Source organism: Caulobacter sp. NIBR2454 (genome assembly GCF_027474405.1).
Taxonomy (GTDB): Bacteria; Pseudomonadota; Alphaproteobacteria; order Caulobacterales; family Caulobacteraceae; genus Caulobacter.
The window spans coordinates 2,515,907-2,531,849 of the sequence record NZ_CP114871.1 but is presented as its reverse complement, the minus strand read 5'-3'; the positions used below and the strand labels follow the sequence as shown (position 1 = coordinate 2,531,849).

General features: G+C 69.8%; 15 protein-coding genes. 13 read left to right on the top strand and 2 right to left on the bottom strand.

The window, feature by feature from the left end:
• Positions 1 to 17 precede the first annotated feature (17 nt).
• Positions 18 to 521, bottom strand: a complete 504-nt coding sequence (locus tag O5K31_RS12320; RefSeq protein ID WP_269713895.1) for a DUF805 domain-containing protein — start codon at positions 519 to 521, stop codon at positions 18 to 20.
• A 101-nt stretch (positions 522 to 622) separates the two neighbouring features.
• Between O5K31_RS12320 and O5K31_RS12315 the strand changes: the two genes are divergently transcribed.
• From O5K31_RS12315 to O5K31_RS12300, 4 genes are all read left to right on the top strand, one after another.
• Positions 623 to 1,252 carry a DUF2460 domain-containing protein gene (locus O5K31_RS12315; protein ID WP_269713894.1) on the top strand — a complete coding sequence of 210 codons (630 nt, stop codon included), beginning with the start codon at positions 623 to 625 and terminating at the stop codon, positions 1,250 to 1,252.
• Positions 1,252 to 1,926 (top strand): baseplate hub domain-containing protein, encoded by a 675-nt coding sequence (locus O5K31_RS12310; protein ID WP_269713893.1) that lies wholly within the window; start codon positions 1,252 to 1,254, stop codon positions 1,924 to 1,926. Before O5K31_RS12315 ends, O5K31_RS12310 begins: the two co-directional genes overlap by 1 nt.
• 140 nt (positions 1,927 to 2,066) lie before the next feature.
• Entirely contained in the window at positions 2,067 to 2,504 is a 438-nt protein-coding gene (locus tag O5K31_RS12305) for an NlpC/P60 family protein (protein ID WP_269713892.1), read from the top strand.
• Positions 2,504 to 6,187, top strand: coding sequence for a baseplate multidomain protein megatron (locus tag O5K31_RS12300; protein WP_269713891.1), 3,684 nt, complete (start codon positions 2,504 to 2,506; stop codon positions 6,185 to 6,187). The genes O5K31_RS12305 and O5K31_RS12300 overlap by 1 nt, the downstream gene beginning before the upstream one ends.
• Positions 6,188 to 6,329: 142 nt before the next feature.
• Here O5K31_RS12300 and O5K31_RS12295 read toward each other — a convergent pair whose 3' ends face one another.
• Positions 6,330 to 6,836, bottom strand: a complete 507-nt coding sequence (locus tag O5K31_RS12295; RefSeq protein WP_269713890.1) for a DUF1993 domain-containing protein — start codon at positions 6,834 to 6,836, stop codon at positions 6,330 to 6,332.
• 146 nt (positions 6,837 to 6,982) lie between these two features.
• On the opposite strand from O5K31_RS12295, the gene O5K31_RS12290 reads away from it, so the two are divergent.
• The 9 genes from O5K31_RS12290 (at position 6,983) to O5K31_RS12250 (ending at position 15,878) form a co-directional block, all read left to right on the top strand.
• The gene (locus tag O5K31_RS12290) at positions 6,983 to 7,918 is read left to right on the top strand and encodes a DnaJ C-terminal domain-containing protein (RefSeq protein ID WP_269713889.1); all 936 of its coding nucleotides are present in this window, start codon (positions 6,983 to 6,985) and stop codon (positions 7,916 to 7,918) included.
• Between the two features lie 85 nt (positions 7,919 to 8,003).
• On the top strand, positions 8,004 to 8,321 hold the full coding sequence (locus O5K31_RS12285) for a PepSY domain-containing protein (protein WP_269713888.1): 318 nt from the start codon (positions 8,004 to 8,006) through the stop codon (positions 8,319 to 8,321).
• Between the two features lie 14 nt (positions 8,322 to 8,335).
• Positions 8,336 to 9,007, top strand: a complete 672-nt coding sequence (locus O5K31_RS12280) for a response regulator transcription factor (protein ID WP_269713887.1) — start codon at positions 8,336 to 8,338, stop codon at positions 9,005 to 9,007.
• 3 nt (positions 9,008 to 9,010) lie between these two features.
• Entirely contained in the window at positions 9,011 to 10,402 is a 1,392-nt protein-coding gene (locus O5K31_RS12275; protein WP_269713886.1) for an ATP-binding protein, read from the top strand.
• 105 nt (positions 10,403 to 10,507) lie between these two features.
• On the top strand, positions 10,508 to 11,845 hold the full coding sequence (locus O5K31_RS12270) for a hypothetical protein (protein WP_269713885.1): 1,338 nt from the start codon (positions 10,508 to 10,510) through the stop codon (positions 11,843 to 11,845).
• A gap of 43 nt (positions 11,846 to 11,888) precedes the next feature.
• Positions 11,889 to 12,965, top strand: coding sequence for a c-type cytochrome biogenesis protein CcmI (gene ccmI, locus O5K31_RS12265; protein ID WP_269713884.1), 1,077 nt, complete (start codon positions 11,889 to 11,891; stop codon positions 12,963 to 12,965).
• Positions 12,962 to 13,465 carry a cytochrome c maturation protein CcmE gene (ccmE, locus tag O5K31_RS12260; RefSeq protein ID WP_269713883.1) on the top strand — a complete coding sequence of 168 codons (504 nt, stop codon included), beginning with the start codon at positions 12,962 to 12,964 and terminating at the stop codon, positions 13,463 to 13,465. Before ccmI ends, ccmE begins: the two co-directional genes overlap by 4 nt.
• On the top strand, positions 13,462 to 15,432 hold the full coding sequence (locus O5K31_RS12255; RefSeq protein WP_269713882.1) for a heme lyase CcmF/NrfE family subunit: 1,971 nt from the start codon (positions 13,462 to 13,464) through the stop codon (positions 15,430 to 15,432). The genes ccmE and O5K31_RS12255 overlap by 4 nt, the downstream gene beginning before the upstream one ends.
• Positions 15,429 to 15,878, top strand: a complete 450-nt coding sequence (locus tag O5K31_RS12250; protein WP_442867707.1) for a cytochrome c-type biogenesis protein — start codon at positions 15,429 to 15,431, stop codon at positions 15,876 to 15,878. The genes O5K31_RS12255 and O5K31_RS12250 overlap by 4 nt, the downstream gene beginning before the upstream one ends.
• Positions 15,879 to 15,943 lie beyond the last annotated feature (65 nt).

Sequence of the window (15,943 nt, the reverse complement as noted above, 5' to 3'; positions counted from 1 at the left end):
CTCGAAGGACGCAAGGATCAGACCGTCGGCGGAACGTCGGCCGGCGGAGGCGGCGGCGTATTGCCGTCGAACTGGCTGCGGGTTGGCGCGGGGCCGTACTGGTTGGGACCGGCGTCGCCCTTGGACAGGCCGACCCAGAGCAGGAAGGCCAGACCGACGAGGCTGGACAGGGACATGATCCCGAACATGCCCATCATGCCGCCGGCGATGGCGGCTTCCGGATAGCCGTCCAGCAGCGATCCGATGGCCATTCCGATGCCCGCGAAGATCACGCTGATGAAGCCCAGGATCATCATGACCGCCAGGGGAATGGCGATCAGCCAGGCGCTCTTGTTGAAGTCATGCAGGCGCTTGGCGGAGATCGCGATCCAGCACCAGATCAGGCCCAGGCTGGCGAGCCAGCCGATCAGCGGAATCCAGCCGAGCACGATGCCGGCCACGAAGATCAGCAGGGCGCCGATCCAGAAATCCTTCTGGCCGATGCGTCCATCGACCGACACGAACAAAAACTTCCAATCCATGCAGAGCCCCTCGTCATCCAAACGGCGCGCCCGTGATCGGCGCGCGCCTAGCGATCCTGGCCGTCGCGGCCGGGACCTCCACCCCTGCGGAGAGCTTTACCATGTCTTTTCATGAAGCGCGCCTGCCCGCGCGACTGGGTTTCGGAACTACCGGTGGGGTTGAGCGGCGGACTGAGATCGTGACCCTGGCGTCGGGGTTCGAGCAGCGTTCAACGCCCTGGAGCCAAGGACGGCGGCGGTACCTGATCGGGGCCGGAGTGCGGTCGCTGGACGACGCGGCGACGCTGGTGGCGTTCTTCGAGGCGCGGCGCGGGCGGCTGCATGGATTCCGGTTCAAGGATTTCTCGGACTTCAAGTCCTGCGCGCCATCGGGTGCGCCGGCGGCGGGCGACCAGTTGCTGGGCGTCGGGGACGGGACGCGGACGCAATTCCACCTGGTGAAGGCCTATGGCGAGGGACCGGGGGCGGCTCTGCGGCCGATCGCCAAACCGGCGCCGGGCACGGTGAAGGTGCAGGTGGGGGCGGTGGCGCTGGGGGTGGGCGCGTTCAGCGTCGATGCGGTGACGGGGATGGTGACCTTGGCGGCCGCGCCGGCGGCGGGGGCCGAGGTGCGGGCGGGGTTCGAGTTCGACACGCCGGTGCGCTTCGACAGCGACCGCATCGAGGTGACCCTGGAGGGGTTCGACGCGGGGCGGGTGGTGGCGGTGCCGCTGATCGAGGTGCGGGTCTGATGCGTCCGGTCGCGGAGGCGCTGATCGCGCGGATCGAGAACGGCGAGGCGATGCTTTGCCATGTTTGGATCCTGCGGCGGCGGGACGGGGAGACGCTGGGCTTCACCGACCATGATCGGGATCTGCCGGTCGAGGGCGTGACGTGCCGGGCCGCCAGCGGCTGGACCGCCGGGGCGGTGGAGCAGGCGCTGGGTTTCGCGCCGGGCTCGGCGGCTGGGGCCGGCGGTCTGGACAGCGAGGCGATCACGGAGGCCGACATCGAGGCCGGGAAATACGACGGGGCGACGGTGGAGTGCCGCCGGGTGGACTGGACGCGGCTGGATCTGTGGGTGCTCCTGTGGCGGGCGTCGGTGACGCGCATCCGACGCGAGGGCGCGGGGTTCCTGGCCGAGCTGGAAGGGCCGCTGGCGCAGCTGGACCGCATGGCGGGGCGCACATTCGGGCGGCTGTGCGACGCGAACCTAGGCGACGCCGGGTGTCGGGTGGCGACGGATCACCCGGCGTTGGGCCAGGGCTGCGACAAGCGGGCGGCGACCTGCCGCGAGCGGTTCGGCAATTTCGTGAGGTTCCGGGGCTTTCCGACCATTCCGGGCGACGACTTCATCCTGGCGCACCCCGCTGACGGGGAGCGGCATGATGGGGGGACGCGGTGCGGTGCGGGGGTGGCGCGGTGAGTTTGGATAGCTCGCCTCTCCCCCTCGGGGGGAGAGGGTTGGGTGAGGGGGCTGAGGCGGATCAGCTTGCCGAGGCTTTGCCGGTTGAAGCTCAGAAGGCCCCTCACCCTTACCCTCTCCCCACGAGTGGGGAGAGGCGAATGAGCGTCATCACCTCCGCGACCTCCTGGATCGGCACGCCGTATCAGCATCAGGCCAGCGTGAAGGGGGCGGGGGCCGACTGCCTGGGGATGGTGCGCGGAGTTTGGCGGGAGGTGGTGGGCGCGGAACCTGAACGGCCGCCGCCCTATCGACCGGACTGGGCGGAGATCGGCGGCGGGGAGCTGCTGGTCGAGGCGCTGGGGCGGTGGATGAGCCCCGTCGCATTGGACAAGGCCAAGGCGGGCGACGTGCTGGTGTTTCGCATGGCGCCGGAGGCGGCGGCCAAGCACTGCGCGATCCTGATCGCCGATCCGGGCGGAGGGCGGGAGGGCCGGATGGTCCACGCCTATTGGGGGCGGGCGGTGGTTGAGAGCTGGCTGGGTCGGTGGTGGCGGTCGCGATTGGCGGCCGCCTTTTGTTTTCCGGGAGCTGAGTGATGTCGCAGGTGGTGCTGGGGGCGGCGAAGAACGTCGTCGGGTCGCTGGCCATGGGGATGGTCGGCGGGTTCCTGAGCAACCTGCTGGCGCCGCGCCAGCAGGTGGGGCCGCGCATTCCCGAGCTGCAGATGCGGTCGACGGCGGAGGGCGGACCGTTGCCGGCGGTGTTCGGCAAGGCGCGGGTGGCGGGTCAGGTGATCTGGGCCGCCCGATTTAGGGAGCACCGTGATGACAACGGCGGGGGCAAGACGCCCAAGACCAAGAGCTACCGCTACAGCCTGTCGTTCGCGGTGGCGCTTTGTGAGGGGCCGATCGACGGGATCGGACGGGTTTGGGCCGACGGCAAGCCGCTGGACATGAACGGCGTAACCATGCGGCTGCATCACGGCGCCGAGGACCAGGCGCCGGACCCGCTGATCGTGGCGGTGGAAGGCGATGCGCCGGCCTATGGCGGGGTGGCCTATGTGGTGTTCGAGGATCTGTCGCTGGCGCCGTTCGGCAACCGGCCGCCAAGCCTGTCGTTTGAGGTGTTCAATAATCCGGGGGCGGGGCTGGAGCGCAAGCTGAAGGGCGTGTGCCTGATCCCCGGGGCGGGGGAGTTCGTCTATGCCGGCGAGACGGTGCTGAGGAAGGATGATGAGCTCGGCTACAAGGCCGAGAACGTCAACAACGCCAGCGGCGTGCCGGACATGACGATCGCCCTGGACCAGCTGGCGGCGCAGTTTCCGAACCTGGAGAGCGTGACGCTGGTGGTGTCGTGGATGGGCACCGACCTGCGGTGCGGGGAATGCGAGATCAAGCCGGGGGTCGAAAGCACGTACAAGGAGACGCTGCCGGTGTCCTGGCGGGTCGCCGGACTGTGGCGGGGCGAGGCGCACGTGATCTCGCGGATCGACGCAGGACCGGTCTATGGCGGGACGCCGAGCGATGCGTCGGTGCGGCAGGCCATCGCGGCGCTGAAGGCGCGAGGCTGGAAGGTGGCGCTGTATCCGTTCGTGATGATGGACGTGCCGCCGGGCAATGGGCTGCCTGATCCCTGGGGCGCACCAGAGCAGGCGAAGTTTCCCTGGCGCGGGCGGATCACCTGCCACCCGGCGGCGGGACGGCCGGGATCGCCGGACGGGACGAGTGCGGCGGCGGAACAGGCGGCGGCGTTCTTCGACAGGGAGTGGGGTCTGCGGCGAATGGTGCTGCACTACGCCCGGCTCGCGGCGGAGGAAGGGGTCGAGCGGTTCGTGATCGGCTCGGAACTGCGCGGGCTGACGACCGTGCGCGGGGCGGGAAATTCCTATCCGGCGGTGACGAAGTTGCGGGACCTGGCGGGGGACTGCCGGGCGATCCTGGGGCCGGAGGTGGAGATCACCTATGCGGCCGACTGGAGCGAGTATTTCGGGCATCAGCCGGCGGACGGGTCTGGCGATTTGCATTTCCATCTCGATCCGCTGTGGGCGGATGAAGCGGTCGATGTGGTGGGGATCGACTGGTACCCGCCCATGGCCGACTGGCGCGACGGGGCGGGGCACCTGGACGCGGCGTTGGGCGGGCCGTATTCGCCGGCCTATCTGGCCGCGCATCAGGCGGGCGGGGAGAATTTCGACTGGTTCTATGCGAGCCCGGAGGATCGGGCGGCGCAGCGGCGCACGCCGATCACGGACGCGACGCATGGGGAGCCGTGGGTCTATCGGTCCAAGGACCTGAAGAGCTGGTGGTCGAACCGGCATCATGACCGGCCGGGCGGGGTGCGGTCGGCGACGCCGACGGCGTGGGTTCCGATGAGCAAGCCCATCCGTCTGATCGAGTTCGGTTGCCCGGCGGTGGACAAGGGGGCCAACAGCCCGAACCTGTTCATCGATCCCAAGAGCAGCGAGAGCTTCCTGCCGCCGTTCAGCAACGGGCTGCGGGACGACCTGGGGCAGAGGCGATGCCTGGAGGCTGTGCTGGCGCACTTCGACAGTCCGGCGAACAATCCGACATCGCCTGTCTATGGCGGGCCGATGGTGGCCGGGGCGAGCGCCTGGTGCTGGGACGCGCGGCCCTATCCGGACTTTCCGGCGCGGGCGGCGGTGTGGAAGGACGCGCCCAACTGGCAGCTGGGGCACTGGCTGACGGGGCGAGCGGGAACATCGACGCTGGGTGATCTGGTTACGGCCATAGGGGCGCGGGCGGGTGTGGTCATCGATCCGGGCGACGTGACCGGGCAGGTGACGGGCTATGTGATCGACCGGCCGATGAGCGTGCGCGATGCACTGGGGCCACTGTCGCTGGCGTTCGGGTTCGATGCGCGGGAGCGGGCGGGCGTACCGTCGCTGGTGGCGCAGGACGGCGCGGCGACGGGGACGCTGGGCGTGCTGGCCTTGCCGGACGGGCGGGAGGCGGCGGTGAGCGCCTCGCGCGGGCTGGAGGCGCCGACGGACGCGGTGCGGGCGCGGTTCATCGACGAGACGGCGGACTACCAGACCGGGGCGCTGAGCGTGCGGCGCGATCCGGCGGGCGAGGGCGATGTGGAGAGCCTGGACCTTCCCATCGTCTGCGTCGCGGGGGTGTGCGAGCAGGCGGCGCGGCGACGGATGGACCGAAGCGTGTCGGTGCGGCGGACGGCGAGCGCGAACCTGTCGATGACCGACGCCCTGCGGCTGGAGGTCGGGGACCGGGTGGATTTCGAGGGCGGGCTTTGGCGGGTCACGCGGCTGTCGCTGGACGAGCGCCCGAGGGCGGACCTGGAGATCGTGATGGCGGGACCGCCGCCGGTCGCCGCGCCGCCGGAATGGAATCCGCCGCCGGTGATTGAGCCTGTCGGGCCGCCGGTTCTGCATCTATTGGACTTGCCGGGAGATGAGCGGCCGCTGGCGGCGCTGGCGACCGATCCGTGGCGGCCGTTCGAGGTGCATGGCGGGGCGAGCGTCCAGGGGCTGACCGTGCGGGGTCGGGCAGAGCAGCCGGCGTCGGTGGGCGTGCTGGTGGAGGACCTGGCGGCGGGGCCGAAGCATCGCTGGGATAGGGCGTCGAGTCTGTTGGTTCGGCTGTCGGGCGTGCCGCCGCAGAACCGGACGGAAAGCGCGGTGCTGGGCGGAGCCAACCGGCTGGCGGTCAGGCGCGGCGGGGGCTGGGAGATCGTGCAGTTCGCGCAGGCGGAGCTGGTCGAGGCCGGGGTGTGGCGGTTGTCGAATCTGCTGCGCGGTCAGGGTGGCGCGGCGGCGGAGGCCGTGGCGGCCGGCGCGGCGGTGGTGATGCTGGATGAAGCGCTGGTGCGGCTGGAGGTCTTCGAGGCCGAGCTCGGACTGCCGCTGATCTGGCGCGCCGCGCCGGCGGGCGGGCCGCCGGGCGGGCTGGCCATGACGCAGGCGGAGTTCGCCTGGCGCGGGGCGGCTTTGCGGCCGTGGGCGCCGGCGCATCTGAGGGCGCGGCGGGTCGGTGAGGATGTTGTGGTGAGCTGGGTTCGTTGTGCGCGGACCGGCGGCGACGGCTGGGACGGCTTCGAGGTCCCGCTGGGCGAGGAGGTCGAGCGGTACCGAGTACAGGTGGTCGTCGGCGGGGCGGTGGTGCGGACGGTCGAGGCGGCTGCGCCGGGGTGGATTTATAGCGCGGCGATGCGGGCGACGGATGGCGCCGGGGCCGGGACGGTGAGGGTTAGTCAGCTGTCCATGCGGGTCGGATGGGGTGCGGTGGCGGAGGTCAGCTTCTGAATAATCGCCTCTCCCCGCTTGCTGGGAGAGGGTTGGGTGAGGGGGCTTTCGGCGGATGGGCGGCCGGCGCCTTGCGGGTTGAAGCTCAGCAGCCCCCTCACCCTTACCCTCTCCCCCTGAGGGGGAGAGGCGAGTCTTTGTGTCAGGCCGCGCCGAGGTAATCGCGCTTGCCGATTTCGACGCCGCCCTTGCGAAGGATTCCGTAGGCGGTGGTGAGGTGGAAGTAGAAGTTGGGGACGGCTTGCTGGAGCAGGTAGGCCTGGCCCTTGACCACGCTGGTTTCACCGCGGCGGACGAGGGTGATGTCGCGGTCTTCGGAACCGTCGATCTGGGCGGCGTCGAAGCTGGCCACATAGGCGATGGCCTTGTTCACACGGGCGATCAGCTCCTCGAAGGTGGTTTCGTTGTCGTCCCAGGCGGGGACCTCGACGCCGGCGAGGCGGGCGACGGAGCCCTTGGCGAAGTCGGTGGCGATCTGCACCTGACGCACCAGCGGGAACATGTCTGGGTAGAGACGGGCGTGGAGCAGGGCGTTGGGGTCGAGCTTCTTGGCCTCAACATGGGCCGCGGCCTTGGTGAGGACGCCGGCCAGGCCCTTGAGGCCCTGGGTGAAGACCGGCGCGGAGGCCTGGTGCATGGAAAGGGTCATGGAGACTCCGAAAAACGTGGGACAAGGCCGAGCTTGGCGGCCGAGCCGCCCAGATGGGGCTTTGAACAGCCTTAAGCTAGGGACAATGCTTGAACGGGGCGGGGAATGGCGTAACTGAGAGCCGTCATTCTAACGGGGACCTTTAGTTGGCCAACGATCCGTACACCGAGCTGGGCGTTTCGCGCACCGCGAGCGCGGATGAAATCCGCAAGGCGTTCCGCAAGCTGGCCAAGGCGAACCACCCGGACCAGAATCCGGGGGACAAGGCGGCCGAGGAACGCTTCAAACGCGTGTCGGCGGCGTTCGACATCGTCGGCGACGAGACCAAGCGCAAGAAATTCGACGCTGGCCAGATCGACGCCGACGGCCGCGAGACGTTCGGCGGCGCGGGCTTTGGCGGCGGGCGCGGCCCTTGGGGCCAGCGCGGAACCTCCCGGGGCGGCGAGGCGGAGTTCGAGGGCGTCGATCTGAACGACATCCTGGGCGAGATGTTCGGGCGCGGCGCAGGCGGCGGTCGTCGTGGCGGATTCGGTGGATTCGGCGGAGGGCAGGCCCAGCCGGCCAAGGGCTCTGACGTGCGGGCGCGGCTGGATATCGACCTGGAAGAGGCGATCCGCGGTGGCAAGAAGCGCGTGGCTTTCTCCGACGGGCGCACCCTGGACGTGACGATCCCGGCCGGGGCGAGCGAGGGTCAGGTGCTGCGTCTGAAAGGTCAGGGACAGCAGGGCCGCGGCGGGGCGGGCGACGCCCTTATCGAGCTGCATATCAAGCCGCACAGGCTGTATCGCCAGGAGAACGGCGTGCTGGTCATGGACCTGCCGATCTCGGTGCCGGACGCGGTGCTGGGCGGCAAAGTCGAGGCGCCGACGCCGGACGGGCCGGTGAACCTGAATGTGCCCAAGGGCAGCAACAGTGGCGCGACCCTGCGGCTGAAAGGCAAGGGGATGGCGGACGCCAAGGGCGTGCGCGGCGATCTGCTGGCGCGGCTGGTCGTCACCCTGCCCGAGACGGTGGACCCCGAACTGCAGAAGCTGGCGGAGGCTTGGCGCAAGGATCGGCCCTATACGCCTAAGCGGAAATAACGCCGCAACGTGACAGGGTGAACCTGTCGCTCCATAAAGCTTTCCGTTCAGGGGCTATTCAGCCGCGACCATGCACAAGGGGGTCATGACGCGCTTCGCCGCCATATTCGCAGCCGCTCTTGTCTCCATGACCCTGCCGGTCTTGGCGCAGGCGCAGGGCCGCCCCGACAGCCTCGGCGCCGACTGGCGTCCGCGGCAGGACGAGGCGCGTTCCGGCGCCCGTGAGGGCCGGCTGGTGCCGCTGGAGCGGGTGATCCAAAACATCGCTCGCCGCGTGCCCGGCCGTCCGCTGGATGCGGGGCTGGAAGGCCAATACTACCGCGTGCGCTGGGCGGCGGCGGACGGGCGGCGCATCGACTTCATCGTCGACGCCACCAGCGGCCAGATCGTCAGCGGGAACTGAGTTCAGGAGATCATATGCGCATCCTTCTGGTCGAGGACGATCCGGATCTGTCGCGGCAGCTGAAGGCCGCCCTGGGCGACGCCGGCTATGCGGTGGATCACGCCGCGGACGGCGAGGAGGCGCAGTATCTGGGCGAGAACGAGCCCTATGACGCGGTGATCCTGGACCTGGGCCTGCCCAAGATCGACGGGGTTTCGGTGCTGGAGCGCTGGCGGCGTCAAAACGTGGCCACTCCCGTGCTGATCCTGACCGCGCGCGGAGCCTGGAGCGAGAAGGTTTCGGGCTTCGACGCCGGGGCCGATGACTACCTGACCAAACCTTTCCACACCGAGGAGCTGCTGGCGCGTCTGCGCGCGCTGCTGCGGCGATCGGCCGGGCACGCGGCCCCCAGCCTGTCGTGCGGCGGGCTGCGGCTTGATCCACGCGCGGCGCGGGCCAGCGTGAACGGTGAGCCCCTGCGGCTGACCTCGCTGGAATACCGGCTGCTGCACTACATGATGATGCACCAGGGGCGGGTGATCAGCCGAACTGAACTGGTCGAGCACCTGTACGATCAGGACTTCGACCGCGACAGCAACACCATCGAAGTGTTCATCGGGCGTCTTCGCAAGAAGGTCGGCGCCGAGCGGATCGAGACCGTGCGGGGGCTGGGCTATCGCCTGGCGGCCCTGGAGGGCGAGGCCTGACGTTTGAGAGTCCTTGAAGCCCTGGCGCGGCCATCCCTTGTCCGCCGGCTGGTCCTGCTGGCGGCGGGCTGGAGCCTGGCGACGCTGGTGGTGGCGAGCCTGGGCCTGGGGGCGTTCTTCCGCCAGGCGGCGATCGCGCGGCTGGACACCGGCCTGTCGGAGCTGATCGACAATCTCTATGCGGGCTCGTCCGTGGACTATAGCGGCACGGTCACCGCGCCGCCCCTGACCGACGCCAAGGCGTTGCGAGTGTATTCTGGGCGCTACTGGCAGATCGCCGAGCCGGACGGGCGCGGGGGCCTGCGCGTGCTGACGCCCTCGCGGTCGCTGTTCGACGCCGAGCTGAAGGTCGACGGCGACACCCTCAAGAAGATGACGGCCGAGCGCGGCAAGGCGGTCTATTTCGACACCATGGGGCCGCTGGACCAACCGCTGCGCGGGGCGGCGCTGGAGTCCATGCTGCCGGGACGCTCCAAGCCGGTAGTGTTCATGGCCGCAGAGGACCGCTCGCCGGTGGAGCGCGACACCCGGCGGTTCGCGGTGACCGCCTCGATCACCGTGGCGCTGCTGGGCGTGGGCCTGATGGTGGCGGTGCTGGTGCAGGTGCAGGTGGGCCTGGCGCCGCTGTTCGCCCTGCGCCGCGAGGTGGCGGAGGTGCGCAAGGGCAAGGCCGAGCGGCTGGCCCGGCGCTATCCGGTCGAACTGGCGCCCCTGGCCGACGAACTGAACGGGCTTTTGACCCATAACCAGGAAGTGGTGGAGCGGCAGCGAACACACGTGGGCAACCTGGCGCACGCGCTGAAGACGCCGCTGTCGGTGATGCTGGCCGAGGCGCAGGCCCAGCCGGGGCCGCTGGCGGACGTGGTGTCGCGGCAGGCCGAGGCCATGCGCGGCCATGTGGACCACCACCTGCGCCGGGCGCGGGCGGCGGCGCGGTCGCAGACCAGCGGCGAGCGGACCGAGGTGGCGCCGGTCCTGGACGACCTGGCCGTGGCGCTGGAGCGGATCTTCCAGGACAAGGGTCTGGAGATCGACTGGCGGTGCCCGGACGACCTTTGCTTCTTGGGCGAGAAGCAGGACTTCCTGGAACTGGCCGGCAATGTGATCGAGAACGCCGGCAAGTGGAGCACGCGACGAGTGAAGGTGACGGCCGAGCCCGTGGCGTCCAACCGCTTCACCCTGACGGTGGATGATGATGGGCCCGGTCTGCCGGCCGAGCGTCGGGACGAGGTTCTGAAGCGCGGGACGCGGCTGGACGAGAACGCGCCGGGCTCTGGCCTGGGGCTGTCGATCGTGGACGAGCTGGCGCGAGCCTATGGCGGGGAGGTGAAGCTCGACAACGCCCCGATCGGCGGTTTGCGCGTGGTTTTGACCCTGCCGATGGCGGAGACCTGAGCCAAAAGCTGTGCGCATGAGCCGCACAACGTCGTTTTCACGTTCTTAACCTCGTTTCCGGCATGATTAAGTTTGGCTCCATTTGGGGCGAATGAGCCGAGGGCGATGGCCGCGCTTTCTCCGAGCAAGCTGAAGATCGTTCGGACAATCGTGGAAACGGCTCCGGACTCGGCTATCCGCAGTCTTGAAATGGCGCTGTCGGCGGAAGGCGGTTCGGGCGCGCTGTCGGCCGTGCGCGAACTGGTCGAGACCGAGGCCGCCGACCGTTTCGTGCGCAATGCGGTGTTCGCGCCGGTGAAGGCGCTGTTCGGCGCCTCGAACAGCAAGCTGTATTTCCCGCCCCGGGCCCTGGCGCTGATGTGGCGTGGGCTGAAGTCCACGGCGCCGGAGCTGATCCGCGAGGCGGCGGCCCATTGCGGCCCGTGGGACGCGGAGCTGGAGAGCCCGTCGGTCCTGAACGAGCTCTGCGCCATCGCCGCCAAGGGGCTGCGCGAGCGCACCCAGACCGATTTCACCGCGGCGGCCGAGCTTTGCGACGCCTATCCCAATGGCGGAGGAGCGACGGCCCTGGGCAACTGCCTGGATCTGTCGCCCATGACGCGGGGCGCCCTAGCGCGCCTGAGCGAATGGGTCAGCCGCATGACGATGGAGCGGACGGTGTCGGTCCGGCTGGCCTATCGCGACACTCTGGAGGTGGCGCCCGACGCGGGGCCGCGCTTCTTCGAGATGCTGGCCGCGCCGCTGCCGGAGCCCTGGCTGATCCTGCGGGTGATCTCGGCGGTCATGGACCGGCCGCACGAGAGCTATCTGAGCGAGTCGGAGCTCGGCACCTTCGGCGAGCGGACGCTGGACGACATCGAGCAATGCACCAACTTCGTGCGCAAGTTCCAAGCGGACGACGGGGTGGAGGCCGGCCGCAAGGCGGGGCAGATGGTACAGCGCGCCCTGCTGCAGGTGTTCGAGTTCGAGGGCGCCATCGAGACGACGCGGGTGGGACCGTGGGGCGGTCGGCTGGGGCGGCTGCGGGAAAGCCTAGCCCAGTGCGTCGAGCGGATCCTCAGCAGTGCGGGCGACGCGGTGAACGCAGCCCTGCCGGTGGAGACCTCGCGCTTGCGGGGCGGCGCCAATCGCGGCGCGCCGAAAATGAGCGATGATCCGGACGCGCGGCTGGTGAAACGGGCCGAGGCCCTGCTGGCGTTCAGCGACGAGGTGCGCAGCGCGGCGGCCAATGGCGGTTTCTCGGGCGCCCGCAACCGGATGATCGAAAAGGCCAACCAGCGGCTGGACCACTACATCGACTACCTGATCGCGGTGATGCGCGACAATGAGGTGGACGATCGCGAGCGGGCGCGGAAGTACCTGGAGATCGCCGCGAACTTTATCGCCTACACCCGCGACGAAAAGACCGCGCAGATCGTGCGTCGGCGGTTGGCCGCGGCTTAGAACTCCCCTCGCTTATCCCACCCTTTTTCGATAACAGGCGCGCATGATCGCGTTCTGGATCGCAGCCGCCGCCGTTTCGGCTCTCGCCGCCGCCCTGGTGCTGCGTGGCGCGGCGCGTCCGGCCCAGGCGGGCGACGAGACCCTGATCCTTCACAAGCGCCAGCTGGCGGAGATCGACGAGCTGGCCGAGCGCGGCCTGCTGGCCGAGGGTGAGGTGCGTTCGGCCCGGACCGAGGCGGCCCGGCGGCTGCTGACGGCGGCCGATGGCGCGGAGGCCCCGGCCACGGCGGGCGGCCGTCGCGCGGCCTTGATCGTGGCGGCGGCCGCGCCCCTGGCGGCGCTGGGCGTCTATCTGATCGTCGGCGCGCCGGACCAGCCTGACCAGCCGTTCGCCAAGCGGGTGGCCGAATGGCGGGCGTCCGATCCGCGGACCCTTGAGCCCGACGCCATCGCCGCGGTGCTGGAGGCGGCGGCCAAGGACAAGCCGAACGATCCCGAGCCGTTGCGCAATCTGGCCATGGTGCGCGCGGCGACCGGTGACGCGCCGGGCGCGCAGGCGGCCCTGCGCCGGGCGATCCGCGTGGCGCCGCAGCGGGCCGACCTTTGGACCTCGCTGGGCGAGGCGTTCATGCTGGAAGGGCGCGGCGAGATCAGCGACGACGCCGTGCGCGCCTTCGACGAGGCGCTGAAGCGCGAACCGAAGGCGCTAAGTCCGCGCTACTATCTGGCGCGAGCCAGGATACTGAAGGGCGAGACCGCCCAAGGGCTGGCGCAATGGCGAGCGTTGCTGGCCGACATTCCCGGCGGCGACCTGCGCCGCGCGGTGCTGGAAAGCGAGATCGCGGCGGTGGCGCGGGACGGCAGGTTGCCAGCGCCCGCGCCTGTGCAGGAACAGCCGCAGGTCGGCCCGGCCGATATCCAGGCGATGGTCGATGGTCTGGCGGCGCGTCTGGAGCAACAGCCTGACGATCCGGAAGGCTGGGTGCGGCTGGTGCGGGCCTATGCGGTGCTGGGCGATACGGCCAAGCGCGACGCGGCGCTGTCGGAGGCGCGGGGGCGCTACAAGGATCAGCCGCAGGTGCTGGAAGCCCTGACGGCGGCTGCGGAGGTTCCGCGATGAGTTTCAGCTTCTGGCCAAAGTCCCGCACGGCGCGTCGGCGCCTGATGGTGGTGCTGGCGGCGGCGCCGGTCCTGGCCCTGGCGGTCTGGCTGTCGCTGTACGGCCTGCGTGACTCCATCTCGTTGTTCTATACGCCGGCCCAGGCGCTTGAGGCCCAGGTGCCGGCCGGACGGGCGGTGCAACTCGGCGGACTGGTCACCGCCGGCAGCGTGGTGAAACACCCGGACGGCCGGGTCGAGTTCGTGGTCGCTGACCAGAAGGCTTCGGCGAAGGTGACCTACCAGGGCGACCTGCCCGACCTGTTCCGCGAAGGGCAGGGGATCGTGGCCACCGGGGCGTTCGACCCGGAGGGCGTGTTCGTGGCCAAGCAGGTGCTGGCCAAGCACGACGAGCGCTACATGCCGCGCGAGGTGGCCAAGGCCATCAAGGAGCAGGGCGAGTGGCGGGGCGAGGGGGCGCCGCCGCCGGACTACAAGGCCTATGGGAAGCCGACCGAATGATCGCTGAACTGGGCGCGTTCTGTCTTGTGCTGGCCCTGGTGCTGTCGCTGGCCCAGGTGGGTCTGTGCGCCGTGGGCGGCGCGCGGCGGGCGCCGGTGATCGGCGGCGCGGGCGAGGGCGCGGCGGGGGCGGCGTTCCTAGCCCTGCTGGCGGCGTTCGGCTGTCTGATCTACGCCTTCGTGACCTCGGACTTTTCAGTCTCTAACGTGGCGGCCAACTCGCATACCCAAAAGCCGCTGCTGTATCGCGTGGCGGGAGCGTGGGGCAGCCACGAGGGGTCGATGCTGCTGTGGTGCCTGACCCTGACGGGCTATGGCGCGGCGGTGGCGGTGTTCGGACGCGGGCTGCGGCTGAGCCTGCGGTCCTATGCGCTGGCGGCGCAGGGCATGCTGGGCGTGCTGTTCCTAGCCTATACGGTATTCGCGTCGAACCCGTTCACGCGACTGTTTCCGGTTCCGGTGGAGGGGCGTTCGCTCAATCCGCTGCTGCAGGACCCAGCCTTGGCCCTGCATCCGCCGTTCCTGTATTTCGGCTATGTCGGCTTTTCGGTGGTGTTCAGCTTCGCGGTCGCGGCCCTGGTCGAGGGCAAGCTGGACGCGGCGTGGGCGCGCTGGGTGCGGCCCTGGACCCTGGCGGCGTGGAGCCTGCTGACCGTCGGGATCGGGCTGGGCGCCTTCTGGGCCTATTACGAACTGGGCTGGGGCGGTTGGTGGTTCTGGGACCCGGTGGAGAACGCCAGCTTCATGCCCTGGCTGGTGGGAGCGGCGTTGCTGCACTCGGCCGTCGTCACCGAGCGGCGCGGAGCGCTGACCGGATGGACGGTGTTCCTGGCCCTGGCGGCCTTCACCTTTTCCATGCTGGGGGCGTTCCTGGTGCGGTCGGGGGTGCTGACCAGCGTCCATGCCTTCGCCGTCGATCCGACGCGGGGCGTGCTGCTGCTGAGCATCCTGGGCGTCACCGCGGGGGCGGGGTTCGTGCTGTTCGCATGGCGGGCGCAGACCCTGGCGCCGGGCGGGGCGTTCGCGCCGGTAAGCCGCGAGAGCGCCATTGTCCTGAACAACATCCTTTTGTCGGCGGCGACGGCGACGGTTCTGCTGGGCACGCTGTATCCGCTGATCCGCGAGGCGACTGGCGGCGAGACGGTGTCGGTGGGGCCGCCCTATTTCAACCTGACCTTCACGCCGCTGCTGATCCTGACCTTCCTGGTGCTGCCGGCTGGGCCGCTGCTGTCCTGGAAGCGGGGCGACGCCAAGGGCGTGGCGCAGCGGCTGATGCTGGCGGCGGCGATCGGCGTGGGCTGCGCGCTGCTGGCCCTGGCGCTTGTCAGCCCGCGTCATGCGCTGGCCAGCGCGGGCCTGGGCGTCGGCGTCTGGCTGATCGCCGGGGCGGTGACGGAGATCGCCGAGCGGATACGGCTGTTCAAGGCGCCGGGCGCCGAGGTGCGGCGGCGCCTGACCGGCCTGCCCCGCGGGGCGTGGGGCACGACGCTGGCGCATGCGGGCCTTGGCGTGTTCGTGCTGGGCGCGGTCTATGAGACCACCTGGAAGGTCGAGGCGGCCGAGGCCCTGACCCAGGGCGGACGGCTACAGCTGGGCGTCTATGAACTGCAGCTGGAGAGCGTGGCCGTGCATGACGGGCCCAACTATCTGGCCGAGCGCGGTCAGGTGCGGGTGACGCGTGATGGCGCCCTCGTCTGCCGGGCGCAGCCGGAGCGGCGGTTCTATCCGGCGGGCGGGCAGACCACCTCGGAGGTGGCGCTGTGCCTCAAGGGGCTGGATGATCTCTATATCGTCATGGGCGAGCGCCGGGCGGGCGCCAATGGAGAGCCGGCCTGGCTGGTGCGCGGCTACTTCAATCCGTGGGTGCGGCTGATCTTCGTGGGGCCGCTGATGATGGCGCTGGCGGGACTGATCTCCCTGTCGGACCGGCGGCTGCGGTTCGCGACGCCGGCGAGGGCGAAGTCATGAGGGGCGCGGCGCGTCTTTTGGCCATGATCGGCGCCGTGCTGTGCCTGGCGGCGGCGTCGGATCCGTCCGAGCGTCTGGCGGACCCGGCCCAGGAAGCGCGGGCGCGGGAGCTTTTCCAGGAAGTGCGCTGCCTGGTCTGCCAAAACGAGTCCATCGACGATTCCGAGGCCGAACTGGCCGGGGATTTGCGCCGGGTGGTGCGCGACGAAATCGTCGCTGGTCGCAGCGATGCGGAGATTCGTCGCTTCCTTGTCGAGCGTTATGGTGAGTTCGTGCTGCTCAAGCCCGCGTTCTCGGCTGGAAATGCGGCGCTTTGGCTCGCGCCTTTCGGGATCGTGCTGGTCGGCGGAGCGTTGCTGTTCGGACTTCTGCGTCGACGACCCAAGGCAGAGGCCCTGAGCGTGGAAGAAGAAACCCGACTGAAAGCTTTGCTGGACCAAGAGTGAAACCGACTGACACGAACGCGCCTCAAAAACGCCGTTCGCGCATGACGGAAAGTTAGCAGGGAAGC